The following is a 26813-nucleotide window of genomic DNA, read 5'->3' on the forward strand; positions in this document are numbered from 1 at the left end:
ACTCTGGGATGAGTTATGAATAAGAACCTGTACCGTATCGTTTTCAATAAAGCGCGTGGCATGTTGATGGTGGTAGCGGATATCGCCGCCTCGGGTCGGGCCGCATCATCGCCGTCGTCAGGTCTTGGGCATACGCAAAGCCGCCGTATCAGTGCCTTATCGTCGCTGAGTTTTAGTCTGTTACTGGCCCTGGGTTGTGTTTCGTTATCCGCTCAGGCCGATATTGTCGCCGACGGCAGTGCGCCGGGAAATCAGCAGCCGGCCATTATCAACAGCGCCAACGGGACACCGCAGGTTAATATCCAGACGCCGAGCAGCGACGGTGTGTCACGCAACGTTTACAGCCAGTTAGATGTCGATAATCGCGGAGTTATCCTCAATAACAGCCACGGCGTCAGCCAGACCCAACTCGGTGGGTTTGTCAACGGCAACCCATCGCTGGCACACGGTGAGGCCAGTATTATCCTTAACGAAGTCAACAGCCGTGACCCGAGCAAGCTCAATGGCTATATCGAAGTGGCCGGGCGCAAGGCGCAGGTGGTGATTGCCAATCCATCAGGCATTACCTGTGATGGTTGTGGTTTTATTAACGCCAACCGCGCGACCTTAACTACCGGTCAGGCGCAGCTCAATAATGGCCAGCTCACCGGCTACGATGTAGATCGGGGCGAAATTGTTATTCAAGGTAAAGGTCTGGACAGCAGCAACCAGGATCATACTGATCTGATCGCCCGTTCCGTTAAAGTGAATGCCGGTATCTGGGCCAATGATCTAAAAGTCACCGCCGGGCGCAATCAGATTGATGCCGCACATCAGAATATTAATGCCAAAGCTGCCGATGGCAGCGCGCACCCAACAGTGGCGGTGGATGTTGCCAATTTGGGTGGCATGTATGCGGGTAAAATTCGCCTGATTGGTACTGAAAGCGGTGTCGGTGTGCGTAACGCGGGCGAGATAGGTGCTTCAGCAGGTGATATTACTATCACGGCTGACGGCATGCTGATGAACAGCGGCCAGATCAATAGTGCGAGACAACTGGCGGTGAAGACTTCCGCCAATATTGATAACTCAGGTGTGCTCTACGCCAGTGGTGATACCCAACTCACTACGGCGGGTAAGCTCAGTAACAGTGGCACTGTTGCGGCGGCGGGTGATACTACTCTGCGCGCGGCGGAGGTAAACAGTAACCGCAACTCTCTCTTGGGTGCGGGTGTCAAATCCGACAACAGCAGTGTTACCCGCGGCACTCTTAGCATTGAAGCCAACGGGCAGCTAATCGCCCAAGGGAAAAATGTCAGTGGTACGGCGCAAAATCTCAACGCACACAGTATCGATCTCAGCGACAGTCAAACCCAGAGCAGTGATATCACATTGACCTCACAAGGTGGGCCAATTGATCTCAGCGGAGCCAGGTTATCCGCCAGCCAGAATCTTTCTGCCTCAACAGCTTCGCAACTACGTACCGACAATGCCAACCTGGTTGCCGGACAAGTCACACTCGACGCGCAAACGCTCTCCAATGTTGGCGGCGTGATAGCACAAACGGGGACCACAGATTTCAATCTGAATCTGCCGGGTAATATTGATAACCGTGATGGCAAGTTCCTCTCTGGTGGCAAACTCTCGCTGCAAGCCGAAACACTGAACAGCAATGGCAACAGCTTGCTCGGTGCCGGAGTGCAGAGCGATGGCAAGCTGGCCAATAGTGGGGAGCTTAATGTCGCCACGCGCCAGGCATTGATTGCTCAAGGGCAAAATGTGGCTGCGGGTGCCATGACGTTATCGGGCAGCCGTGTTGACCTCACCGGTAGCCAAACTCAGGCTGGCAATATCACTGTAACGGCACGCGATGGCGATATTTCTACGCAAGACGCGACGGTGCTCACTCCCGGAACCCTTGCGATCACCGCCGCAGCAAACTCGAAACAAACCCTGAATAACAGTGGCGGTAAATTGCATGCTGATAACATCCAACTCAATCTCGCCAGACTTGATAGCAGCATAGGGGAAATTGCCGCCGCGACCGATATGTGGATACGCCTGCAAAGTGATTTCACTCATCAGGCTGGCGCACGACTAACGGCGGGGCGTGATCTGCTCTTTAACACCAGTGGCGCACTGACTAATCAGTACAAACTGGAAGCCGGACGGGATATGCAGTTGACGGCGCTCAGTATCAGCAACACCAATGCTGATAACAACAGCGCCCTACTGGCCGGTCGGGATTTGTCATTGAACACCGATAGCCTGTTTAACAGCGGGACTCTGTATGCCGCCGGTGTTGGGCAATTTACAATTAACGGAAATGCCGAAAATCGGGGCGAGATCTACACCGAACAACAATTGACTTTAGCCTCTGCGGGCAATCTGGCTAACAGCGGTGTGATACAAACTCGCGGGGATATGCAGTTATCCACTGAGGGCTATCTCAACAATAGCGGCACCTTGTATAGCGCGGGTGACCAAATGGCGCTATCCGTCACCGGTGACCTAACCAATAAGGGCAGCCTGTATGCTGCCAAGGGCAATTTACACCTGTTGACCAAAGGTAATCTGGATAACAGTGGCAGCCTCTATGGCGCGGGGAACAGCGAGTTAACAGTGCATGGTAATGCGGCTAACTCCGGCTCCGTTTATACCCAAGGCGTACTACAGTGGCAGTCTGACGGGAGTGTCGCTAACAATGGTTCCATTGCCGCACTTGGCGACCTCCAACTGAAGGCCAGCGGCTTACTCAGTAGCAATCCATCCATGATAGCAGCGGGATTGACAGCAGATGGTAGCCGAGCCAACAGCAGTGATTTGACTATCACCACAGAGCACACCTTGATTGCTCAAGGGCAGAATATCGCTACGGGTACATTAGCGCTGTCAGGTAGCCAACTTGATTTAGCCGGTAGTCAGACTCAGGCTAATGCTATCACTCTCGCGGCCAAATCGGGCGATATCACCTTAACTGAGGCCGTGGTTAAAGCTGCGACGCAGCTGTCGGCTGGGACAACCACCTTGCTACGTGCTGATAAAGCCAGCCTGATTGCTGATCAGATAACTCTCGCCGCGCAATCACTCTCTAACTTCGGCGGTGTCATCGCACAAACTGGCATCACCGATTTCAATCTCAACCTGGCTGGTTATCTGGATAACCGCGCTGGCACCCTGCTCTCTAAAGGCAACGTGGCGGTGCAGGCGCAGCGTCTTGATAGCAACAGCACCAGCTTGTTGGGCGCTGGGATACAAAGTGATGGCCGCCTGACTGATACGGGCAACCTGGCGGTAACCACCCATCAGGATTTGATCGCACAAGGTCAAACCCTCGCGGCGGGGGCCATGACGTTAACCGGTAGTCGGGTGAGTCTTGCCGACAGTCACACGCAAGCTCGCGAGATGAATATTATTGCCAACAGTGGTGATATCAGCACACAGCGCGCCAACATCATTTCTCTTGGCTCGCTGACCATTACTGCGGGCGCAAATGCAGCTCAAAAACTCAATAACCAAGGCGGCGCACTGGCGGCGAATAATATCTCGTTGAATCTTGGTCAGTTTGATGGCAGCGCAGGTAAAGTCAGTGCCAGTCAGGATCTAACTATTGGTTTACTGAGTGATTTCAACAATCTGGCAGGCTCTACCCTCCAGGCTGGACGAGATTTAACCTTTACCACTCAAGGTGCCTTAACCAATAGCGGGCAGTTGTTGGCAGGCCGAAAACTCAGTACTGACTCCACCACCTTGTTCAACAGCGGCAGCATTATTGGGGCTGAAGCCACACTCAAAGCACGTCAAAGCATCACCAACTCCGGCCCTAAAGCCCTCATCGGCGCAACGGATGAAAATGGCACATTAACCTTGCTGGCACCGGTGATTGAGAACAGTGATACCGTTACCCACACAGACAGCGCCCCGACCACCACCCTTTTAGGTATGGGTAAGGTCATTCTGGCGGGCGGGCAAGATAATAGCGGGAATTATCAGACGGCGGCTCAGATCCTCAACATTTCTGGTCTGATTGAATCAGGCAAAGATCTGCTGATTTACGCCAGCAAGCTGACCAATCGCCGCCATATTCTCACCGCCAATAGCAACTTTGTTGTGGCCAATACGGTGAATGGCACCGCTTACTGGACGGCTGAAAACCCAGATATTCCGGGCGGGCGCTATGCAGAACCGCCTCATGGCGGCTCGATGAATAGCGATTATACCGGCACTGATTATACGTCGACTTACGCCTATAACGGCATTGATCAAATCAGCCCTGAGGCACAACTGTTAGCGGGAGGGAACCTGACCCCACAGGTGGGCACGCTGGAAAATTTCTGGAGCAAAGTGAGTGCGCAAGGCGAGATTGATCTTTCGGGTGTCACCCTGAATCAAGATGGTTGGGGGAATGCACAACGCCTGATCGAACGGACGACATCCAGCGGTGAGTGGCGCTACCGTACCTACAAAGGCAATTTGTGGGGTACCGGTTGGGGGCCGGAGGTCAAAGAACACACCACCAACCAATACGCCTCCAGTCTTACCGCGAAAACCATTAGTGGCAGTGGGACGACGATTAATAATGGGGCAAACTCCGGTGCAATCTCTCCACCAAACAATCGTGACAATATCGGCAAGGACATTGCTGTTGAATTTAACGGTATTTCGCTGACACTTCCCAGCGGTGGGCTGTATCAACTCAGTACAGATAAAGGCCACTACGCGCCTGACCCGGAAGGCAAGCTTTCGTTCGACAGTATCAATACCCCTTCCGCCAACGTGGATCGCACTGGCCTCGCCGCCCCAGTTAGGGCGTTGAGTGGCGGCTATCTGGTGGAAACTAACCCGGCGTTTGCCAATCTCAATAACTGGAAAGGGTCGGATTACGTGCTCCAACAGTTGAATAATGACCCGAATGTGCTCTTCAAACGTTTGGGGGATAACGCCTACGAACAACGTCTGGTGCGCGACCAGGTGCTGGCGCTGACCGGTCAGGCGGTCGCCAGTGATTACCGCAGCGCTCAGGAACAGTTCGAGCAGGTCTTTGCGGCGGGACTCGAGTACAGCAAGACGTTCAATATTGCCCTCGGCACCCACCTCAGTGCGGAACAGATGGCCGCATTAACCACCAATATCGTGCTGATGGAAAGCCGCGAAGTCGCTGGCGAAACCGTGCTGGTACCGGTGGTCTATCTGGCAGGCGTTAAGCCGGGTGACTTGCATGCCAACGGTGCGCTGATTGCGGCCAATAATATCGAACTCACCGATGTCCAGGGTTTAAGTAATCAAGGGGCCATCAAAGCCACCCATGATCTGCGCATTAGCATGGCAAAAGATATCACCCTGACCAGCAATGGCGGCCTGCTTCAGGCGGGCAATAATCTGCAACTCAGTACGTTGAACAGTGATATAGACCTGACCGGTGCGCAGTTAAATGCCACTAACTTGCAACTGGATAGCGGGCGCGATTTAATCCTGCGCACCGGCACTGAACAACTCAGTAGCAGCAATGGTTCCGTGCTGCGCAATCAAACCCTGCTAGGGCCGCTGGCGAGTCTCAATGTCAGTAACAACGCGGTGATTAATACCGAGCGCGACTTTATCCTGCAAGGCGCAAGTGTGAATGTCGGCAAAGATCTTCAGGTCAATACCGGCGGCAACTGGATCCTCAATACCGTCGAGCGCAGCGACCAGATAAGTGCGAATTATGGTTATGGCAGTTCGACCAGCGAGCACATCCGCCATCTGGGTAGCGAGGTGAATATCGGTGGCGCGTTGACCGCTAAGGTCGACAATCTGACCGCCGTGGGGGCCAACATCAATGCCGATACCATTGATGTGCAGGCGCAAAATATCAACCTTAGCGCGGCCACCGACAGTCTGCACGTCACCGGTGAATCTTCGAGCAAGCGCCATACCAGTTCAGTGGATCTCTACGATGAAACGCTGCACGGCAGCCAGTTGAACGCCAAGAACGATATCAATCTTAATGCGGCAAAAGACATCACCCTCAGTGCCAGCGCAGTACAAACCGACGGTTCTCTGAAGCTGGCTGCGGGCGGGGATGTCACCGTCTCCACCCAGACCGAACAACATGATGAACAGCGCAATCATACCGGCACTAAAAAAGGTCTGGCCTCCACCACCACCACCCGCACCGAAGACAGTATTAGCCAGGCACTGGCCGTTGGCTCGATGCTGTCGGCGGGCTCTATCAATGTCAGTGGCAAAAATATCGCGGTCATCGGCAGTAACGTGGTGGCCGATAACGATATTAACCTGCGCGCAAAAGAGAACATCACCATCGGCACTGCGCAGCAGAGCGAGAGCGAATCTCACCTGTTTGAGCAGAAAAAATCGGGCCTGATGAGCACGGGTGGTATTGGGGTCACGGTGGGCAGTAACAGTACCAAAACGACCGATACCGGCCAGTCGATTTCCAACGTGGGCAGCACCGTTGGCAGTGTTCTGGGCAACGTCAACATGACTGCCGGGGAAGACTTGACGGTAAAAGGCTCCGAGGTGTTAGCCGGCAAAGACATCAATTTGACCGGGAAAAACGTCGCTATTGTGGCAGCGGAAAATCAAAGCACCCAAACCCATATTGTGGAGCAAAAAAGTAGCGGCCTGACGCTGGCCCTGTCTGGTGCAGTCGGCAGCGCACTAAATACCGCAGTGACCGCCGCCAAAGATGCCAGCGAAGAAAGCAATGGCCGACTGGCCGCGCTGAAAGGCGTGAAAGCCGCGCTCGGTGGCGTGCAAGCGGTGCAGGCAGGCCAACTGGTGCAGGCTCAGGGGGGCGATAGCGCCAGCATGTTCGGCGTCAGCATCTCATTAGGCGCACAAAAATCCTCCTCGCAACAGCAGCAGGAACAGACCAGCGTGACGGGTTCGACCCTGACGGCGGGCAACAATCTGACCATCAACGCCACCGGTGATGGCAACCCAACGAACAGTGGCGATATCGTGGTGCAGGGCAGCCAGCTCAAAGCTGGCGGCGATACGACGTTGGATGCGGCCCGTGATGTGTTGCTACTCGGCGCGGCCAGTACGCAAAAAACCGACGGCAGTAACCGCAGCAGCGGCGGCAGTGTGGGCGTCAGTCTGGGGTTCGGTAGCTCTGGCGGTGGCCTGAGCATCTTTGCCAATGCCAACAAAGGTCAGGGCAATGAGCACGGCGACGGCACCTTCTGGACGGAAACCCAGATTGATACGGGCGGCACACTGTCGCTCAGCAGCGGGCGTGATACTGCACTGACAGGCGCGCAAGCTAACGGCGAAACCGTCAAAGTGGATGTCGGCCGTGACCTCCTGCTGCAAAGCCAGCAAGACAGCGACAATTATGATTCGAAGCAGACCAGCGTCAGCGGCGGTATCAGTGTCGCGGTCATTGGTGCCGGTGGCTCAGCCAATCTGAGCATGAGTCGGGACAAGCTGCACAGCAATTATGACTCGGTGCAGGAGCAGAGCGGTATCTTCGCAGGCAAAGGCGGCTTTGATATCACCGTCGGTGAACACACCCAGCTTGATGGCGCAGTGATTGCCAGCACCGCAGACAAGAGCAAGAACAGTCTGGATACCGGCACACTGGGCTTCAGTAACATCGAGAACAAAGCCGATTTCAAAGCTGAGCATCAGGGCGGTAGCCTGAGCACCGGTGGTCCGGTGGGGTCTGACCTGCTGAGTAATCTGGGTAGCGTGGTGCTGTCGGGGCTGGGCAATAACGGTCATGCCGAAGGCACTACGCAGGCAGCCGTATCCGATGGCATGATTACCATCCGAGATACGGATAAACAGCAGCAGAATGTCGATGACCTGAGCCGCGACACCGACAACGCCAACGGCAGCATCGGCCCTATCTTTGATAAAGAGAAAGAGCAAAACCGGCTAAAAGAAGCGCAGTTGATTGGCGAGATTGGCGGTCAGGCCATGGATATTGCGCGAACACAAGGGGATATCATCGGTCTGGAGACCGCGCTGAAGGCCAATCCGAAGTTGAAAGGCGATGCGGAAGCCCTGCGTGAGACAAAAGAATACAAAGCCGAGATGAAGAAATACGGTACCGGCAGCGCGCTGCAACAAGGTATTCAGGCCGCGACAGCCGCCGTACAAGGCTTGGCCGGTGGTGATATGGCGAAAGCGCTGGCAGGAGCCTCAGCACCGTATCTGGCTGAAGTGATCCACAATATGACCCTTGATCCGACCCGAAAAGGGGGCGTCAACACGGAAGCCAATCTAATGGCCCATGCGGTTCTCGGTGCGGTGGTCGCTCAGGTCAATGGCAACAGTGCACTGGCAGGGGCTTCCGGTGCGGTGATGGGGGAATATATCGCCTGGCAAATGTACCCAGGGATCGCGCGTGAAGATCTGAACGAAGAACAACGACAAACCATCAGCGCCTTGGGTACACTGGCGGCCGGATTAGCCGGCGGTTTGACCGGTGGCAGCACTGCTGACGCAGTTGCCGGGGCGCAGGCTGGGAAGAATGCACTGGAGAATAACTCGTTGGGCCTGGGAGCCGGAGATATCGGATTCTGGTTGGGTAACACCCCTGACTGTGATACGACGTGTAAGGCTGGTATAGCCAAAGGTATTGCAGAAGGAAACCTTGTTGTATCTGCTGGCGTAGGTGCGGTGGCTGGAGGAGCAATGATTGTTGCAGCCACGCCGGAAATAGCAGCCCTTGCTAAAGCCGCACTGAAAGGTTGTAAGGCCGAACCGGCAATCTGTCTGAATAACGTAGGGTTGCAGATTGCTGAAACCGCAACGCCTGGCGGAGTTGGTGCTGCCGGAGTTATAGGGATTGGTAAAACGGCAGTGGAAGCGACAGCAGCGAGAGCTGTTGCGGCTAATGCAGCACATAACGCTACAAGTTATGCTGGTTTGAAAATAGATCTGAAGACAACTCAAGTGGCAAATGAAGTTGTAGATAGTTTACGGAATACAGGTAAATTACCATCCCAATATGTAGTCAAACAAGTTGCGGAAGATAGTGGCTGGACAGCAGGTAAAGCTTTGGGTAATTATGTTCCCGGAGGTCAAATTGGAGGCGATATATTTGAAAATACGACCCATGTATTACCTTCAATTCAAGGCAGAGTCTGGTATGAGGCTGATGTAGGTTTGGCTAATACTGTGTCCAGAGCGAAACAAGATGGCACCCGTCTCTTATATTCAAATGATGGATTGCTATACATCACAACGGATCACTATAAAACAGTAGCACCTGTAGGTACATGGAAATGAGAAAGGATATGGCGATGACTCAGCTAATCACTATTGATGGTAACGAAATTAATTCAGAACATGATTTTCATTTTATATTATCTAACTTGTTGGATTTTGGACCGTATTATGGAAATAACACAGATGCTCTTTGGGATATGCTAAGTTCAGGTATGGGAGCTGGAGTTATTTTACACTGGAAAAACTCGAACATTTCACGCCAAAGATTAGGGGCTGTTTTTGATATTATTATTTATATTTTTAATAAAACAAAAAATAAGTATCAAGGAAAAGGGGAAGAGAGAGAATTTGATTTTTTTCTTGAATAAAATAATTAAATGAAATCCCGATCTCCACGTCGGGATTTTACTTTTCACGGTCAGAAATTAGTCTCAACAATCAACTGTTCCCGCTCGATAGCTACGGTCACAGGTGTATCCGTCCCAAATCCGGCTTATTCCAGCTTAAGATGTAGGCTGGGGGCGTTTTTTTGCTTTTACGCTTTGAAAACTATGGCCTGCGTTGAAAATAATGCACTAAGTGGGAGCGGTTTCGGTAAAGGTATGATGAATACCGGTCAGACCACTTCGACGTTGGGGCCGTTTATGGCACAGGATAGTGGATAACCCGTCTACCCCAGCGCGGTGGTGTGAAGACATTTTTGCTGAAGGTTCAGGTAATGGTCTCAGTTTTGGAGGTGATGGCGAAGCGGCCGACATACTATGTGGTTATTTCTCCTTTGATACCGCAGGAGCAGAACCGTTGCTTTCACTGCTGCCGACAGTTGTAGTGATCCCCTCTGACACAACCCGTTCACCGCTTTTAGAAGCAACATTAAAACTACTGGCAATCGAAAGTGCCGAGCAACACATGGGGTCGCGTATAGTGATGAGTCGGCTTGCAGATGTGTTTTTTGTCCAGGCCATCAGAGCACACTGTTTACGCGAGCAAACTCATAAAAGCTGGATATCCGGCGTTTGATGTTCCGGTGGTCTTGCTCAATCAGGTTGTTTAGATATTTACTTTGCCTGACGGTTATCGTTTCCTCACCGGGCTTGTCGGCGTTGAGTATGGACAAATCCGCTGTGTTGGCACCACTTACGGGTGTGCTTACAATTGAGGCGGAGTTGAAGTTCTGATAGATAAAAAATCCCAACCGCTAAGGGTTGGGATTCATCACAATGTTTAGATTAAATCTTCACCATTTAAAAGCACAATGACATTGTCCGCTCCCAGAGCTTGCCTAATCATATTTGCCATTTCATCAGCCGATATCTCAAGTGTTTTATTAGTTATATGCAATCCAAAATACGATTCTGGATCCAGTCCAAATTCATTAGAGATTTCTTTATCAAATAACCCTAAATCTCTTGCTTTATACAACATGTAGTGTTCAGGAAAAACATCAGGATATTTCAATAAAAACTGATCTAACTTAACCTGTAAATCAGGCACTATCAGTTTTGTGTAACATCTTATATCTATTGACATATCACTTCATCCTAATAGCGTTGCCAGATTTATCTATAATAATGAGCTTATCCATCCCCATTATCGGCCATTTTGTAAGTTGCTGTTGTAACTGAGAAAAACTGACTTTGGTATCAGACATATTGATGACAACATTCGAGGTTTGCCCTTCGTCAATTTTACCTTTCACTTCAGTCCATATATTTCTCACACTACTAGAACTAGGTGCATAATTGTCAAAAATTTCACCATTAATCCTATAGCCTGGATTTTTATTTCCCGCTATATAAGGGTTTTGCTCAACATAAAAACCTGATTGAGATAATATTTGCGCGCTTTCATTTTCTCGGTTTAAGGAGCGAATCTGTTCTGTTTTTGCATTGGGAGGAATAACGGTTGTAGATCCAGACAGAGACCCTTCAGATTTGGTTATCGCATTACCAATAGTACCCGTTTGCCATATGCTAGAGTTGTCCGTTGAACCTATAGCCCCATCAGCCTTCCCGGGACGGGGCGGATAGAGCCTGTCCTAAAAAACAGCCATACCACGCCAGCTTAGCTTCTTACCCTTAATGCGACACAACCGGCTAACTGGCCTAGATTGCTGTTTTAACTGATGTTTTTTTTCGCTTGTTCGATGAGAACGCGAAACTTATTAAAATCAAAACTCCAACATCCACCATTAGGACAAGTAAAAATATCTATTCGCAATCCAACGTCAGGTTCGTTTGATATTTCTGCAACCTGATCAGATCCAGCATAGATTTCATAAACAACATTTTCTCTGTCTGGCAAGCTCGCTATTTGAGCTGTTAATTTCATCATCTTGGCGGTTCCAGGAAGCCTATAAGTTTACCTTGTGCATCATATTGTCCCTTTCCAGCCCTGCCCTATGGTTATCACATTTATTCAGCCTGCTGCCACTGAGTTGACCGGGTTTATTTCACCGCTATCTGCATCCCGGCATTTGTCCCGGCACCAAGTAACCACATAGACTGGGCACTCCCCGGTAACAGGACAACACTGCCTGTCGCTAATGCGGCTGCATAAGCTTTATTTTCAGCCTGCCCCCACTTACAGGCTTCACCGGAAGGATTATCACTACAGGAGAGAACATCAGCGCCATGTTCCCTGGCTTTTTCCGTCTGGAGCCATTCACTGCCACCTAGAAGATTATTCTCCACGACAACTACCAACCATAATCATCTTTCATTATTTGATAAAATTGATCATAAGCTGATTCAGCGTTACTAAAAACTTCTTTGTACGTAATTTTACCCCGGCTGTTATAAACAACATCCCAGGCGTTCCCCTGATGAATAATGCATAAACACTCTCCATCCTTAACTCCATCAAGGCTATAGATCCCTTTGGGAACGTTCCTTTTTTCTAATTCACAAAGCAGATCTTCTTTTGTCATTTTTTCTCTCCCAAGTAACCTTTATCTAAATACCATTGGACTGGCTTAGGTAGCTCATACTGAGTTCCTTGCCCTTTTTGACCAAACCAAGGAAGAACTTTACTTTTTGAAACATCGTCAATTGGTTTTAGTACCTCATACACATTGTAAGGGGCATTTGCGGAATACGACGGCACCACCCAGACCGAACAGCATGATGAACTGCGCAATCACACCGGTAAGAGTAAAGGGCTGGCATCGACCACCACGACCCGCACCGAAGACAGTATTAGCCAGACACTGGCGGTCGGATCAATGTTGTCGGCGGGCTCTATCAATGTCAGTGGCAAAAATATCGCGGTCACCGGCAGTAACGTGGTGGCCGATAACGATATCAATATGCGGGCGCAAGACAATATCACCATCGGCACTGCGCAACAGAGCGAGAGCGAGTCTCACCTGTTTGAGCAGAAAAAATCTGGCCTGATGAGCACGGGCGGCATTGGTGTCACGATTGGTAGTAATAGCCAAAAAAACACCGACAAGACGCAGACTCTGAGCAACGTTGGTAGCACGATTGGCAGTTTGGGGGGCAATGTCACTCTTAATGCAGGAAATCAGTTAACTCTTCATGGCAGCGAAGTGATCGCCAATAAAGACATCAGCCTGAAAGGGTCAGATGTCGCGATAACTGCCGCGGAAAACAACCTGTCTCAACAGCATACCACCGAGAGCAAACAGAGTGGCATCACCCTCGCCCTGTCAGGTGCGGTAGGCAGTGCCATCAACAGCGCCGTCACTACCGCCCAGGATGCCAAAAAAGAGACCAATGGCCGCCTCCAGGCATTGCAGACCACCAAAACTGTGCTTCAGGGCGTTCAGGCGGCCCAAGCAGGGGTGCTTGCCAATGAAACCGGCGACCCCAATGCGGTGGGGGTGAGCATTTCACTTGGCAGCCAAAAAAGTAAATCAGAAAGTCGTCTTGAGCAGACCACCGCCAGCGGCAGCAACATTGCTGCCGGGAATAATCTTTCTATCACCGCCACCGGAGACAAGGGGCCGGGCGATATTCGGGTACAGGGCAGCGAGCTGCAAGCGGGAAAAAATCTCAGTCTGGCTGCTAAAAATGATATTGCGCTGAACAGTGCCGAAAATAGTGAGAGTCTGCATGGCAGCAATAAAAGTTCGGGCGGCAATATTGGGATAGGTATTGGCTTCGGAAAAGGGGCCGGTATCAGTATCTTTGCGGGTGTGAATGCCAGTAAAGGCAAAGAGCAAGGCGACAGCCTGACCCATACTGAAACCCAGTTAAAAGCGGGCGATACGGTGAGTATCACCAGTGGCCGCGATACATCCTTGAAAGGTACGCAGGTCAGCGGCGAAACAGTGAAAGTGGATGCTGGCCGCAATTTAACCCTGCAAAGTGAGCAAGACCGCAACAACTACGACAGCAAACAGACCAGCGTGAGTGCCAGTGGCAGCTTCACCTTCGGCACCATGACCGGCAGCGGGAGTGTCAGTGCCAGTAAGTCCAAAATTGACTCAGACTATACATCGGTACAGGAGCAGACCGGGTTCTTTGCCGGCAAAGGGGGTTTTGATATCACCGTAGGCGAGCACACTCAGCTCAACGGTGCGGTGATTAGCTCGACGGCCACTGCAGATAAAAACAAGTTGGATACTGGCTCGCTCGGCTTCTCGGATCTCGATAATCAGGCCAGTTTTAAAACCTCGACCAGCAGCATGGGCCTGAGCAGTGGCGGCTTTACCGGCAGCAAGGACTTTATCAGCAATATGGGCGGGGGCGTCCCCATCGTGGGAGGCAATAGTGGTGATGCCAGTTCGACTACTCATGCTGCGGTTTCGGATGGCACTATCACGGTTCGCGATACCGAGAAACAACAGCAAAATGTCGCTGACCTGAGCCGTGACGTCGAACACGCCAACAACGCACTCTCCCCTATCTTCGATAAAGAGAAAGAGCAAAACCGCCTGCGCGAAATCAATTTGATCGGGGAGATAGGCAATCAGGTTGCCGATATTGCGCGCACGCAGGGTAAGATAGCGGAAGAAAAAGCGCTGAAAGATCCGAAGGCAATTCAGGCAGCAAAAGACGTGCTGGCGGAGAAAGGCAATCTGACGCCGACGAATAAGCAACTGGTCGAGCAGATACGTAATACAGCGTCAGCCAGTTACGGCACTGGCAGTGATTTACAACGGGCGATCCAGGCCGCAACAGCAATCACTCAGGGGCTGACCGGCGGTAATATTGGTCAGGCTCTCGCTGGCGGCAGTGCTCCTTATCTGGCCCATGAAATTAGCAAATACCTGCCCGCCGATCAGAGTCTGGGCGCTAATCTGATGGCGCATGCGGTGTTGGGTGCGGTGGTGGGCCACTTTAATGGCAATGCGACAGTCGGTGCCGTCTCAGCCTTCACGGCAGAAGCCGCCGCACCCGCAATCATCAAGGCCATGGGCTGGGATAAAGACAGTCTCACCGAAAAACAGAAACAAACCGTCAGTGCGCTGGCGACACTGGCCGCCGGGTTGGCGGGTGGGTTAGTTGGTGACAGCAGCAGTAGCGCAGTGGCCGGAGCGCAGGCTGGCAAGAATGCGGTGGAGAATAACTCGCTCAGTGGGGATCAATCACGTGAATCACTAAAGCAGAGTGCGGAATGGTGGAAAGCACAGGTCAGGGATAAGCTGGGTGAAAACCTCGCATCCCAGCTTGTTAATGGTCTGATTAATGCTGGAAGTGAAGCTGGTGATGCCGTCATGTTAGGTGGTGATACGGCATTCGATCTGACCGCAGCGCTGGCTGCCTGTGCAACCGGAGACAGTTACTGTGATCAGGCTCAAAGTGATTTAGCGAAAAAAGATTCGGGGGCTGCAGCCATACTGACTGCCATCATTAATGGCGATGCATGGGAGGGAATAAAATCCACGACCATCAAAGCAGCTAATGGCGACCAGAGGGCTCTAGAGAATGTTGCAGGGGTATTATCAGGGGCTTTAGTTTCAGCGAAAGTGCTAGCATCAGGAGGGAACGGGCTAACAATTGATCAAGCAATGGCTAAAGGGATTATTCCTAGCCGCCCAGCGGAAAGCGCATTCAGTGGTGCAAGACTGAACATGCAGCTAACTGCTGAACAGGCTGCGGGAGCCAAAGCGCCAACAAAAATTACTAGTTACTCTCAACATGCATTAGAGCAAATTGCTGGTAGAGATGGAGGCATAGGGATAAGTCCTATAGCGCTGGATAGTGCTTGGTCGAACCCTCTAAAGATTGAATATGTACCATCAAAATATGGCCCTACATTTCGATATACAGGAAATGATGCAGTTATCGTTATCAATGCTGAAGGTAAAGTAGTTACTGGATGGGCGAAATCATCATATGGGGTAGCAAAATGAATAGTATTTTAACTCTGAGCCATCAACAAATAATCGCCACTCTATGCGGTACAGATAACTCAGTGATTGTATCAAAAATAATTGATAACCGTCTCACGCCAAATGAAATTGAAGAACTATGTGGATTGATCTCTAATGAATTCATGCTAAATGGTATAACTGAAGACTTTGAACCAACTGAGTATGGTAAAGAGCTTGAAGAACTTCTAGATGTAGTAAATCGAATGAGATTAAAGTAGCAAAAAATGCGGTGGAGAATAACTCGCTGTCTGGTGATCATGGCCGTGAGTCGATGAAACAGGCTGCTGAATCCCTGAAAAATCAAATTAGGGATAAACTGGGTGAAGGCACAACATCTGCTATCGCAAACGCTATTATCACAGCTCTTGCTGATACTGGTGATACGGCACTGGGTGGCGGCGACTATGCGCTTGATTATGTGATGGCGCTGGCGTCCTGTGCTATCGGGGACAGTTATTGCACTCAGGCATTAAACGATCTGGCGGGTAAAAATCAGGCGGCGGCAGATACCGTAAAAGCACTGATGCAGAGTGAAACCTGGTCAGCCATCGCAGAGTCAGCCAAAAAGGCATACGATGGGGATCAGATGGCGCTGGAAGCCACTGGTGGGATGCTAGCAGGTCTTTTCCTGCCAGGTAAGAAAATGTCGCATGTTCCAAATACCGGGGCTGTGGGGAATATGGCTGAGTTCTTTAAAAAAACTGGTTTTGGTAGTGAAATTAAAGATATATCTAAAAAAACTAGTAAGCTATATCAGGGGCAAAGCGTTTACCTAGCAAATAAACCTGTAGGTGATTATATTCAGAAAGGTGATCAATTCTATTTAGATGCCAAACATAAAGACCATATCGAAGTTTTTGATAGTACAGGGACAAAGGTAAGGGCGGTCCTTAATCTTGACGGTTCCTTTAATGACGCAAAAACCAAGGCCGCTAAAGCTGAAGGTAGAAGGTTGCCAAAATGATAGATATTAGTATGTTAGATAAATTTAAAGATGCTTACTTGGAGCTGTTAAAGCAGCGGTCGGGTAAAGAGCTTGATATGGATGACCTTTATTTGGAGAAGGATTATTCAATAGTAGATAGCATCCAAGGAAGCATAAGAAATCTTAATTTAACAATCGAGTTGTTTTTTAATGCGCAAGAAAATGATGATGAATTAGCAATGCAAGCAGCTTTGCTACGTATATCAGCTTTTTTATCTGGGATATATGGGGTTTTTTATCAGACGACCGAGGATATTGATCGTTTTTTCAAGCTTCCCGATGAGATATCTTTCCCGGAAGATTATAAAATCCCTGAGCATTACAACTATCCTATTAAATAGAACAAATACCCTCCGGCTATGCCGGAGGGTATTTGTTTTGCCTGTTTGTCAGATATTAATATCCAGTTCAATAACTATTCTACCGCGCTCAACGGTGATAATTGCCTGCTTGCCGAACCGATCCTTCCCCATCTAAGCTCTAAATTGCATTAGTCTCGACTTGATCTGTAAGCGGTGAGTCAGTAGCGTCAGCCAGTTACGGCACTGGCAGTGATTTACAACGGGCGATCCAAGCTGCAACAGCAATCACTCAGGGGCTGACCGGCGGTAATATTGATCAAGCTCTCGCTGGTGGCAGCGCCCCTTATCTGGCCCATGAAATTAGCAGATACCTGCCCGCCGATCAGAGCTTGGGCGCTAATCTGATGGCGCATGCGGTGTTAGGTGCGGTGGTGGGGCACTTCAGCGGTAATGCGACAGTCGGTGCCATCTCTGCCTTCACGGCAGAAGCCGTCGCACCCGCAATCATCAAGGCGATGGGCTGGGATAAAGACAGTCTCACCGAAAAACAGAAACAAACCGTCAGTGCGCTGGCGACATTGGCCGCAGGGTTGGCGGGTGGATTGGTAGGTGATAGCAGCAGTAGCGCAGTGGCTGGTGCGCAGGCTGGGAAGAATGCGGTGGAGAATAATGCCCTTGGTGATCTTATTCCTCCGCGTGTGCAGCAGGATGCGTCTTTGGCTTTTGATCTCGGCGGTAAAGGGGTCACTAACGATAAAATTATCAAAGCGGTAGACAAATCACATATCGGCCCGTCAGTAGGGGATTCAGCAAAAATTCATGGCGATTTAAAAGGTCAGGTCGCTGGAGGTTATGTCGCAGGGGGGTATCTGGAAGGTGTGCTTTCAGAGGATAAATTTGCAATTAATGGTGGGATTACGAAGGTGTTAGGCTGGCGTGCAGATGCGTCTGCCGGTCTGGCTTTTGGACCTTACCCGATTTAAGGTTTCAACCCTACCTATGATTATTCCGGTGCTATATCGGCAGGTGTTTTTTCAGTTGAAGGGTGTGTTGGTAAAGACGGCATTGGTGGCTCTTTCAGAGTTGGTGGAGGAATTGGTGCGAGTATCCGACAAAGTGAAAACAGTAACAATCAGCCAGAGCTTAACGGCTCTGGCAGTACCGAACTAATTTCCTGGCCTATCAAAAAGGACTAACCAAATGATTTATGTGTTGTTAGGTATTGCACTTTCCGCTTTTGCGGTCGGAACGGTCATGTTTTATCGGTTTAGTAAAGCGACAGGAAGAGGTGTTCAGTCACCTTTTACCCCGATGTATTTTTTTGATGCGCTCTTTTTTGGGCTAAGCAGTAAACGTGACATGAATATTGCTGCATGTTCTTTTATGGTCTTTTTACTGAGTATGTGGGGGCTCACTTATTTAAAATTACGGACCAATTTTTGGGGCAGCCCTGAGAGTTATTTTGGTTTAGGGATTGCTGGGATTTTCTTTCTGATAATGCATTGTCGCTATGGTGCAAAGGATGTTGTTATCAAAAATGATGGCCTTGCACCAATGCGGGAATTAACCAATATCCGCCGGTCTGGTCTCACCAGCCCATTTTTATGGTTAAGTCGGGCCGGGTACCTCGGATGTTTAATTGGCATGATACGCTGAAGCAGGTTACTGAAATCTGCGATTCCGGTGGAGAATAACTATCTGAGTTCAAAAGATGTACTAAACCTGCACAAAGAGCTGGAAGAAGCCGAAAAAAATGGCGCTGATAAACAGGGTATCTACGAGAAATACGCCGAAGTCAGCAAGAAAAACCGCGAAGAGGCGGTAGCTGAAAACTGGGCTCTGTCGCATTAGCGTAGAGAAGTTAGCAAAAGTGGCGCTGCCGGTTTTTTAGGCAGCCAACAGATAGAATTGTTCCGCCTGGGATAAACCCTCGCCGTCGGGATGCTGAAGCGGCCCTTTACGTATCATCTGTACACACAATGCCAGCCAATATCGTTTGTGCCCGGCGAAATGATTTGAATCCCAACATCGGTCGTATCCGGCGTTTGATATTGCGGTGATCCTGTTCGACAAGATTATTCAGATACTTACTCTGCCTGATAGTGATGGTTTCTTCATCGGGTTTGTCGGCGTTGAGCGTGGCCAAAGCCGCTGTGTTGGCTCCACTTTTATCGAGAGTCACGATCTCTGGCTCACCGTGTTGACGAATACGGTAAATTTTTGATATGACAGGTTGTGTCAACGACTATTATTAGATAGATATACTTAAGTAACGAATTGAATTTAAATGATTAATTTTTATGGTTATTTTTTTATCCCTCGACGTAACCTGTCTTGACCTTCCCGGATAATTCAGTTTTTACTGAATTGGGCAGGTTATTGGCATGGATCGACACGACAAGTTGGGGTATCGCCTTGGTGTGGTGCTGACTCGTCTCAATAATGGTGAGTGCCTCTCTTTGGCAGAATTGTCGGCAGAATTTAATGTATCCGAGCGTACCTTGTATCGGGATATGCATGAGCGTTTGGCATACCTACATCTTGAAAGAAAAGGTAAAAACTATTATCTGGCTCGAGGGGCATTGGGGCAGCGCAGTAATACTGATTTACGGCGTTTCACCCATATTCTTGGGATAAATGGGCTATTCCCGCGCTGGGATGATCCACTATTAACGTTACTGCTGGGAGCGACAGATAATAATCCTTTTCTGATTAAGCCGCGTGCCTTTGAAAATTGCGCTGTCTTTCTTTCCACGCTAAATACACTGGCTGAGGCGACCCAGCAGTCTAAAGCCGTTTCTTTTACGTATAGTGACAAGAAATATTGTGACGTTGAGCCGTATCGTTTAGTGAGCGATCGGGGAATTTGGTATCTGGCTGGTGTGGACAATCATCTCCTCAAGAGTTTCGTGGTATCGGGTATTAGCGGATTGTTGGTCAGTCAGGTGGTGTTTACCTCTCAGTCGAATATTCATGCCCGTATTGAGGAGGCTGACAGTATCTGGTACGGCGAAGAACATTTCGAGGTATTACTCTCTGTATCGCCACAGGTAGCACATCACTTTCGCCGTCGAGCCCTTTACCCACAGCAAGAAATAATCCATACATCCCCGGATGGGAGGATGTTGTTGATTTCTCAGGTCCACCATTTGAACCAAATTATCCCATTAATTAAATACTGGCTACCGCATGTTGAAGTGATACAACCTGCTTCAGTGCGACAACGTATATTAAGTGATATCCGAGAGGCCCTTAATGGGGCAAATCAAGCGGATAATTGCATCGATTTTAAACAAGGGCGTGATAGTGATAAATAATATTGAGAATGCTTATGAATCAGAGGTGATAAGGCTCATTAGTGATACTTTCGGTGCTTACATGAAGGGGTCCGCTTGGAAAAAGGAAATTATCCTACGTTAAGCCTGTTTTTAAGCAGGCATGACAGGCAGCTTTGAGCTCACAGCGAACGTTCTAAGTTTTCTGCAGCAGATTGAGATTTTGCTAAGGTAGTCGCAGATTAACTAAACGGGAGCAGGCCACCTGACGCGGTGGACATAGTTCATCTGACGCTCTGGTTCAACACCGTTTTTCAGGATTAAGCTGCGCGTATCCGACGCTAGAAAAACCGGCCAGTTTGGCCGGTTTTTTTATTAACCTCAAAGATAAAATGGTTAAGTGTAAGTATCAGTCGAATAAAGTTGCTGCCTGACGCGTTTATGCTTCATCTGTTTAATGGAGAATCCCGTTATGACGCGCGCTTTATCTTTTCTGATTACTTGGTTGCTGCTGAGTCCTTTATCCTGCGCAGCCTCGCTTTACACAATTTCAACACCGGGCACCGTGATAGGGCTTTCATAGCGCGCGTTTGGCGACATTTCGCGTGCGAAACTAACGGGTGTGACCGGCGAGGTAGCGCTGAATCCGACGAATGAAATGGATAATCATATTATAAAGGTCAGTATTCCGGTCTCCACGCTTATCTGAACAGGGCTTTAAGCAGGGCGATGACCCGGTTATTGGTGGCAGGCTGACAGGTTTCACAGAGTGATGACTGAAGATGGGTGACGTGACGGGGCGTGATTTCATTGAGCAGCAGATTCCCCATCACAGGGGTAATATGGTCACGAAAACGCTGTTCATCCTTGTTCCAGCTTTTTTATGTAACTTCGCCCACGGAAGGTAATACTGGTTAAACGCTTCTGTGAGCGTGGGAATGGCGCGACATTTGTCCCGTTCGTGGCGAGGATCGGTTCCTGTGGCAATTTGGCGCTTCATCTCAGTGGCAATCCTTCGCGCAGTACTGACATCAATCTCCGGCCAGTGACCAATACTGATGGCGCGCTTGCGTCCTTGCCAGAGATAACGTAGCAGAAATTTCTTTTTGCCTTCTCCTTTTCCAATCAGGCATTTTAGGCCGCTTATCTCGGTATCACTGTATTCAGCTTCTCGTGACGGCGCATCGGATGGATTGGGTGGCAAACTCTCTATGAGCCGGTGAGTAAATTTAAAACGACGGGGTACAGGCATGCTGAAGTCTCCTTATGCCGGTGTGGATTAATGGGGTAATACGCGTAACAAGTGAGACAGGGAGGTAAGAGTCCCTGACCTCAGTCGGTGTTGAGAACTGATATGAGCAGATGAACAAGGGGTATGAAGTGGGTGGATAAATGCTGATGAGATAAGGCGACTGGGCGAGTAGAGTTCCGGTCTATTTCTGGTCTTCCCCGGCTTTCTTCCGCATTCTCCCGGTATTTTCCCGTTTTTTTGGGAGCCGAAAGCCTTCTCATCCTATGACTTTTGGGTTTTTTCCCCGTTTCCCCGTAAGTTTGAGGCGTGGGGGCAGGGTAATAATATGTATTTGAAGAACGAGGCTGATGCTGCATGGGGATAGGGTTATTCTGTTAATCTCAGATAAAATATAAAAACAATATGTTTATTCAGTTTTCATGACTGTCCACTCTTCTGTTGCCAACTCAATGATGACTCACTCATCACATCTTATGCTTTCTGAATGGCATACATGTCTTGGGGAGAGGAATATGACTTTTTCACTATCCTCCTGTAATACTTTCCATGTTTTATGGGTTTTGTTTAAATTCAATAATTAATAAATTGATATATTACAATGAGTTAATTTGAAATTAATTGACAGTGAGATGTTGTTGGTTTTTGTCTAAAAAAATAGATTTTTAGACAAAATACCTTCATGAGTCATCACAATACTGTGACATCATTTTTTGAATAATAAGAAATATAGAATAGAGGGGCCCCTACTGTGAAATAAACGGGAAAACGGGGCTGTGGGTAAATTAACGTTGTATAACAAGGGTTTTACGCGCAAAGATTTCGGGGGATTTGCGGGGAAAGCACGGGAGAGCCACGGGGAGACCGGATCAGGACCGGAGTTTTTCTGCTTTTTGTGGTGTGATAAAGGGGGCGTTAATAAGGATGAGGACGATTATATGATGAATGGGGCTCTGGCTGTATAGGTCAGAGTGCATGACTATGATGGGATGTGCAGGGGGAAATGGGAGATAGCGTGTTGAAATAGGGGTCGCAATGAGTCAGGCGTCAGACAGGAAATAGACCAGAATCCAGATACGAAAAAGCCCCGCTTTGCAGCGAGGCCTTATAAATAGTGGTGCCCGGACTCGGAATCGAACCAAGGACACGGGGATTTTCAATCCCCGTGTAGAAAACGGTTAAAGTTTCACCTGTTTTTACTATTGCTCGAATGACAAATTCGGGTAATAAATATGCATGTAATTTCAATCATTTCTACCAAAGGCGGCGAAGGTAAATCGACCCACGCAGCTAATCTCAGCGGCTTCTGTGCAGATGCCGGTCTCAAGACTCTGTTGATCGACGGTGACTACGCTCAACCGACAGCCTCCAGTTATTATCACCTGCGGTATGAAGCCCCCTACGGCCTGTATGAGTTGTTAATGCAGACGGCTGATCTCAATCAACCTCAACAGCTTATTTCCCATACCAGTATTGCCAACCTTGATCTGATTATCTCTAACGATCCCCACGAACAACTCAAAACGGCCATGATGCATGCGCCGGATGGCCGTTTTCGTTTGCGCAATTTACTGCAGCATCCTCTGTTTACCGACTATGACGTGATTATTATTGATTCACAGGGGGCCCGATCCATCATGCTTGAGCTGGTCATGCTAGCAACGAACCATACGGCGCTAGCCATGATCAAGCCGGTGGTACCTGATGTGCGCGAGTTTTTACGCGGCACTATCCCGCTGATGGAAGGATTATTGCCTTATAAAGACTTTGGTATCGCATTGCCCCCGGTGAAAATTCTGGTGAATTGCATGGATTACACCGTTCTGGCAAAAAAAGCGCTGGCAGCGATAACGCAGATTATTGATGAAGGTACATACAGTTCTACAGGTATCCCGGTCAGTATGCTGGCAACGCAAATCTACGATTTGGACGTTTATAAACTGGGTCACAGTTTGTCTCAGCCAGCCCACAGACTGGAGTATGAAACTGACCGTAAAACCCCGCCTGCCGCACAGTCTATATGTGATCTGGCTTGTGAGCTTTTCCCTGAGTGGAAACCCCTGTTTGATGATGTTCTTGCTCGGGAGATCCGCGTATGAATCGCAATCAAATTTGGCGGGCTGTCGCTTATACCGTTGATACCTATAAGGGACACGATGAGGTTCATGTGTTTGTCGATGCGCCTGATTACGAAACAGCAAAAAGCCGGATTTATGAGCGTCTGGCTGATGAATGGGAACTGGCGAGCGATTTTATCGAGTTTTCCAACCTGTGGAGTGAATCGGAACTTCGTGATATGGCCGTGGGCCCGCAAGCGCCGGTTGGACTTCCGTTGCTGGAGTCTGGCGCGAGTTATGATCGAGAACCCTTGATCCTGGTCGCTTCTTCTCGACTCCGTGAAGTTCTGGCGTGTGCATTGCGCGAGGTTCAGATTGAGGAGGCTCGCCATGCGTAGCACTGAACAACAACGGGTTCTGCCACATTCATTGGAAGCCGAGCAGTCTGTCCTGGGTGGCCTGATGCTGGAGAATGACCGTTGGGATGAGATTGCACCGATCCTGACGGCAGACAGCTTTTACTCACGACCTCATCAGACGATATTTGCAGCCATGCAGGCGTTGCTTGGTCGCAATATGCCCATCGATCTCATCACCTTATCAGAAGAGCTTGAGCGTGTCGGGCAGCTTGATACTGTCGGGGGTTTTGCCTATCTGGCTGAACTGTCCAAGAACACCCCAAGCGCCGCCAATATTGTGGCCTATGCACAATATGTCTCGACCGGTAAGCAAAAACGCCAGTTACTGGCGTTGGGGCATGATCTGGCCGGACAGGCCGAAGATGCTCGTACGGATGTGGCTTCCCTGTTGGAAGAGGCAGAGCAACGTCTCTTTGATATCGCGGGTCTACAGGCGTCCGGTAAGCCGTTTGATCTCATATCCTCGCTGGAGACCTATCTTGACCGTCTGGAGCTGCGTTGCAGCAGTGAAGACCTGATCACCGGCACCCCAACCCCCTTTGAGCAACTCAACGGGATGACCAGTGGATTGCAAGACAGTGATCTAATCCTGTTAGCGGCACGCCCCTCAATGGGCAAAACCGCGCTGGCTCTGAGTTTATGTGAAGGTGCTTTGGAGACCAGGAAAGACAAATCGGTGCAGATCTACAGCCTGGAAATGCCCATCGACCAGCTTTTATCACGGTTTATTGCCATGCTGGGACGTGTCCCTTTGCAGCATCTCCGCAATGGCAATATGGGCGATGAAGAGTGGGCCAGGGTGGGGGAGGCAAACAAAATTCTTCTTGAGTGGAAAGATCGTCTGGTTATTGATGACGACAGCTTTATGACCCCCTCAATGTTGCGCTCTCGGGTACGCAAAAATGTGCGTAAATACGGAAAGCCGTCTTTGATCCTGTTGGATTACCTGCAGTTGATGCGTTGCCCTGGTCAGGAAAACCGCACACAGGAAATTGCCGAGATTTCACGTGCTCTAAAGGTGCTGGCAAAAGAGATCGGTTGCCCTGTCGTCGCCCTTTCACAACTTAATCGCGCTCTTGAAAACCGGCCAGATAAACGACCCAATAACGGTGACCTTAGAGATTCCGGGGCATTAGAGCAGGATGCTGACGTGATCCTGTTTATCTACCGTGATGAAGTTTACGACGAACACAGCCCGGATAAAGGCATTGCCGAGCTGATTATCGGTAAGCAGCGCAATGGTCCCATTGGCACGGTAAAAGTGAAGTTCCAGCCTGAAATCACCCGATTTGAAGATTTCTCGGGAGGTCGCTATGACTTCTAAAAAGGTGCAGACGTTAGGGGAACAATTATTGCAGCGGGGACGTTCGCCAGCGTCCGGCGCAGTGGCCGTCTTGCCGGTCAGTGAAATGCCAATGGTACTGACGCTGGATCAACTGCGGCCCAACCCAGATAACCCGCGTACGACCCGTAACCCCAGGTATGACGATATCAAGGCTTCTATCCGGGCGCGTGGTCTGGATTCGGTGCCAAAAGTCACGAAAAACCCCGACAGCGCAGAAGATGTGTATATCTTCAGTGATGGGGGAAATACACGCTACACGATCCTGGTGGAGCTATGGGAAGAGACCCAAGATGAGCGTTTTCGTCGTATTCAGTGCATTTTCAAGCCGTGGCCGGGGCGGTTGAAGTGTGTCATCGGGCATTTGGCTGAAAATGATGTTCGGGGTGATTTACTGTTTATAGAAAAAGCGTTGGGTATCGCAAAGGCGAAGTGTATTTACGAAGAGCAAATTGGGAAGAAAATATCTCAGCGAGAGCTGGAGTTATTTTTGCGTACTGAAGGCTACCCTATCACTCAGTCAAATATCAGCAGGATGGAATATACCCTTGAAAATTTATACCCGTACATGCCCACCCTGCTCAATTCAGGAATGGGTAAGGGGCAAGTTATCCAGCTTATATCCCTCCGCTCGGCTGCACAAAAAGCATGGAACGATTTTTCGACCAGTGTTCCTGTGACTAACGATTTTGATACAGTATTTGGCACGGTTTGTCACACCTTGGATGATCCAGACCAATACACCCTGGAAACGTTCAAAGACGAGTTGATCGCCGCCTTACTCCAGGCAATGCCCAGCTCGGAGATTACGTATGATCGCTGGTTAATCGAACTCGACCCGAAAGAGCAGAATCGCCGGAAACTCTTCGGCGAACCCGCACCTCTACCACAACATATTATCAATGCAGATAAAGGCACCGAGAAGGAGGGGGTAACCCCCGTTGTGGTGCCTGCGTCTTCGCTTGGTGTTCCTTCCTGTGATGATAATCAGATTCAAAACCCCTCCCCGGCGGTGCATCGCCAGCCCGATGCCGTTATCTCTCTGCAGGATGTAAAACCTGCGGTAGCGTTTGATGCTGATACCGCCGATCACGAGCAGCGCAAGGAAGAGGAACAGCTTGATTTGTATGGCCTACCAAATGAGTCTCGGGAGTCAACATTACCGGTAACTTTCCCACCTTCAGCCTCATCTGGCGCTGTACTGCAGGATGATAACCCGTCTTCTGTACTGGAAAGTGCAACCTCAGATCCCTCGGTTTCATTCGCCAATACCGGTTTAGAGCCGGTGACGGATATTTGGCATATTTCCGCCCTGCAGGACGATATTGAGCATTTGCAGGATGCCGCTTTTCGTCTGGCCTTTGAGCTGGCTGAAGTGCTTGAGGCCGAGCAGGAACTCTGTGAAGACACTGCGCCTGGCTCGTCGGGATATCGTCTGCAGGTGAATGTTCACCGGGCCTCGCCGATAACGCGATTGCTGGCAGGGTTATCAGGTGATGCTGCGGTTTCACTGTCTGCGACTGAACTGACCAACATCATCATCGGTACTGAGCAACCGGCAGACTGGCCGTTGCTGGATGATATTCAGGTAGTGAAGTTTTTACGGTTAATACGCGTGATACGGCGTTTGCGTGAGATCCAACGCCAGTCACAGCAGTGTCAGGGTAGGGAGGAATAGG

The 26813-nt window shown here is 49.7% G+C and carries 20 protein-coding genes and 6 pseudogenes; 16 read left to right on the top strand and 10 right to left on the bottom strand.

Going from position 1 to position 26813, the window contains the following annotated elements; all coding sequences use genetic code 11:
• Positions 1-15: 15 nt before the first annotated feature.
• The 3 genes from F0T03_RS01705 to F0T03_RS01715 all read left to right on the top strand — a co-directional run bounded on the left by F0T03_RS01705 (position 16) and on the right by F0T03_RS01715 (position 10182).
• On the top strand, positions 16-9222 hold the full coding sequence (locus F0T03_RS01705) for a hemagglutinin repeat-containing protein (protein WP_159677128.1): 9207 nt from the start codon (positions 16-18) through the stop codon (positions 9220-9222).
• A gap of 14 nt (positions 9223-9236) precedes the next feature.
• On the top strand, positions 9237-9530 hold the full coding sequence (locus tag F0T03_RS01710; RefSeq protein ID WP_167515569.1) for a barstar family protein: 294 nt from the start codon (positions 9237-9239) through the stop codon (positions 9528-9530).
• A gap of 289 nt (positions 9531-9819) precedes the next feature.
• A complete protein-coding gene (locus tag F0T03_RS01715; protein ID WP_246169920.1) occupies positions 9820-10182 on the top strand; it encodes a cupin domain-containing protein in 363 nt (120 codons plus the stop codon).
• On the opposite strand, the pseudogene F0T03_RS01720 reads toward F0T03_RS01715, so the two are convergent.
• The 7 genes and pseudogenes from F0T03_RS01720 to F0T03_RS21860 all read right to left on the bottom strand — a co-directional run.
• Positions 10130-10318 (bottom strand): annotated as a pseudogene (locus F0T03_RS01720) (IS6 family transposase); the annotation flags it as partial. The gene F0T03_RS01715 and the pseudogene F0T03_RS01720 overlap by 53 nt on opposite strands.
• A 68-nt stretch (positions 10319-10386) precedes the next feature.
• On the bottom strand, positions 10387-10692 hold the full coding sequence (locus tag F0T03_RS01725) for a hypothetical protein (protein WP_159677130.1): 306 nt from the start codon (positions 10690-10692) through the stop codon (positions 10387-10389).
• Between the two features lies 1 nt (position 10693).
• On the bottom strand, positions 10694-11158 hold the full coding sequence (locus F0T03_RS21855) for a CdiA C-terminal domain-containing protein (RefSeq protein WP_159680624.1): 465 nt from the start codon (positions 11156-11158) through the stop codon (positions 10694-10696).
• A gap of 122 nt (positions 11159-11280) precedes the next feature.
• Positions 11281-11496: a hypothetical protein gene (locus F0T03_RS01735; protein WP_159677131.1), complete on the bottom strand. Its 216-nt coding sequence runs from the start codon at positions 11494-11496 to the stop codon at positions 11281-11283.
• A gap of 87 nt (positions 11497-11583) precedes the next feature.
• A pseudogene (locus F0T03_RS01740) lies at positions 11584-11855 on the bottom strand (VENN motif pre-toxin domain-containing protein); the annotation flags it as partial.
• Between the two features lie 5 nt (positions 11856-11860).
• Positions 11861-12091 (bottom strand): hypothetical protein, encoded by a 231-nt coding sequence (locus F0T03_RS01745; protein WP_159677132.1) that lies wholly within the window; start codon positions 12089-12091, stop codon positions 11861-11863.
• The gene (locus tag F0T03_RS21860; RefSeq protein WP_425511051.1) at positions 12088-12270 is read right to left on the bottom strand and encodes a TNT domain-containing protein; all 183 of its coding nucleotides are present in this window, start codon (positions 12268-12270) and stop codon (positions 12088-12090) included. The genes F0T03_RS01745 and F0T03_RS21860 overlap by 4 nt, the downstream gene beginning before the upstream one ends.
• Here F0T03_RS21860 and F0T03_RS01755 point away from each other — a divergent pair.
• The 8 genes and pseudogenes from F0T03_RS01755 to F0T03_RS01795 form a co-directional block, all read left to right on the top strand.
• Positions 12266-14707 (top strand): annotated as a pseudogene (locus tag F0T03_RS01755) (hemagglutinin repeat-containing protein); the annotation flags it as partial. The gene F0T03_RS21860 and the pseudogene F0T03_RS01755 overlap by 5 nt on opposite strands.
• Positions 14708-15480: 773 nt before the next feature.
• Positions 15481-15723, top strand: coding sequence for a hypothetical protein (locus F0T03_RS01760; RefSeq protein ID WP_032912310.1), 243 nt, complete (start codon positions 15481-15483; stop codon positions 15721-15723).
• A 53-nt stretch (positions 15724-15776) separates the two neighbouring features.
• Complete coding sequence (locus F0T03_RS21625; RefSeq protein ID WP_246169922.1) at positions 15777-16469, top strand: hypothetical protein; 693 nt, start codon at positions 15777-15779, stop codon at positions 16467-16469.
• Positions 16466-16831 (top strand): hypothetical protein, encoded by a 366-nt coding sequence (locus F0T03_RS01775; protein WP_050132565.1) that lies wholly within the window; start codon positions 16466-16468, stop codon positions 16829-16831. Before F0T03_RS21625 ends, F0T03_RS01775 begins: the two co-directional genes overlap by 4 nt.
• A 191-nt stretch (positions 16832-17022) precedes the next feature.
• Positions 17023-17472, top strand: a pseudogene (locus F0T03_RS21865) (VENN motif pre-toxin domain-containing protein); the annotation flags it as partial.
• Between the two features lie 18 nt (positions 17473-17490).
• A pseudogene (locus F0T03_RS01785) lies at positions 17491-17988 on the top strand (polymorphic toxin type 25 domain-containing protein); the annotation flags it as partial.
• A 4-nt stretch (positions 17989-17992) separates the two neighbouring features.
• Positions 17993-18448 carry a hypothetical protein gene (locus tag F0T03_RS01790; RefSeq protein WP_159677134.1) on the top strand — a complete coding sequence of 152 codons (456 nt, stop codon included), beginning with the start codon at positions 17993-17995 and terminating at the stop codon, positions 18446-18448.
• A gap of 27 nt (positions 18449-18475) precedes the next feature.
• Positions 18476-18643, top strand: a complete 168-nt coding sequence (locus tag F0T03_RS01795; protein WP_159677135.1) for a hypothetical protein — start codon at positions 18476-18478, stop codon at positions 18641-18643.
• A 36-nt stretch (positions 18644-18679) separates the two neighbouring features.
• Here F0T03_RS01795 and F0T03_RS01800 read toward each other — a convergent pair.
• A pseudogene (locus F0T03_RS01800) lies at positions 18680-19001 on the bottom strand (DDE-type integrase/transposase/recombinase); the annotation flags it as partial.
• 175 nt (positions 19002-19176) lie between these two features.
• Between F0T03_RS01800 and F0T03_RS01805 the strand changes: the two are divergent.
• Positions 19177-20109, top strand: coding sequence for a helix-turn-helix transcriptional regulator (locus F0T03_RS01805; protein WP_159677136.1), 933 nt, complete (start codon positions 19177-19179; stop codon positions 20107-20109).
• A 659-nt stretch (positions 20110-20768) separates the two neighbouring features.
• Here the strand turns inward: F0T03_RS01805 and F0T03_RS21820 are convergent.
• Together F0T03_RS21820 and F0T03_RS01810 are read right to left on the bottom strand one after the other, a co-directional pair.
• Complete coding sequence (locus F0T03_RS21820; protein ID WP_343032879.1) at positions 20769-20897, bottom strand: hypothetical protein; 129 nt, start codon at positions 20895-20897, stop codon at positions 20769-20771.
• Complete coding sequence (locus F0T03_RS01810) at positions 20897-21319, bottom strand: Arm DNA-binding domain-containing protein (protein ID WP_246169923.1); 423 nt, start codon at positions 21317-21319, stop codon at positions 20897-20899. The genes F0T03_RS21820 and F0T03_RS01810 overlap by 1 nt, the downstream gene beginning before the upstream one ends.
• Before the next feature lie 1229 nt (positions 21320-22548).
• Between F0T03_RS01810 and F0T03_RS01815 the strand changes: the two genes are divergently transcribed.
• Genes F0T03_RS01815 through F0T03_RS01830 form a run of 4 tightly spaced genes read left to right on the top strand, consistent with a single transcriptional unit; the run spans position 22549 to position 26812 of the window.
• Entirely contained in the window at positions 22549-23415 is an 867-nt protein-coding gene (locus F0T03_RS01815) for a ParA family protein (RefSeq protein ID WP_050073192.1), read from the top strand.
• Positions 23412-23771, top strand: a complete 360-nt coding sequence (locus F0T03_RS01820; protein ID WP_050073190.1) for a hypothetical protein — start codon at positions 23412-23414, stop codon at positions 23769-23771. Before F0T03_RS01815 ends, F0T03_RS01820 begins: the two co-directional genes overlap by 4 nt.
• Positions 23764-25116: an SPI-7-type island replicative DNA helicase gene (dnaB-PI, locus tag F0T03_RS01825; RefSeq protein ID WP_050073189.1), complete on the top strand. Its 1353-nt coding sequence runs from the start codon at positions 23764-23766 to the stop codon at positions 25114-25116. The genes F0T03_RS01820 and dnaB-PI overlap by 8 nt, the downstream gene beginning before the upstream one ends.
• Positions 25106-26812, top strand: coding sequence for a ParB family protein (locus tag F0T03_RS01830; protein WP_050073188.1), 1707 nt, complete (start codon positions 25106-25108; stop codon positions 26810-26812). Before dnaB-PI ends, F0T03_RS01830 begins: the two co-directional genes overlap by 11 nt.
• Position 26813: the final 1 nt, after the last annotated feature.

The sequence above is a fragment of the Yersinia canariae genome (genome assembly GCF_009831415.1).
Taxonomy (GTDB): domain Bacteria; phylum Pseudomonadota; class Gammaproteobacteria; order Enterobacterales; family Enterobacteriaceae; genus Yersinia; species Yersinia canariae.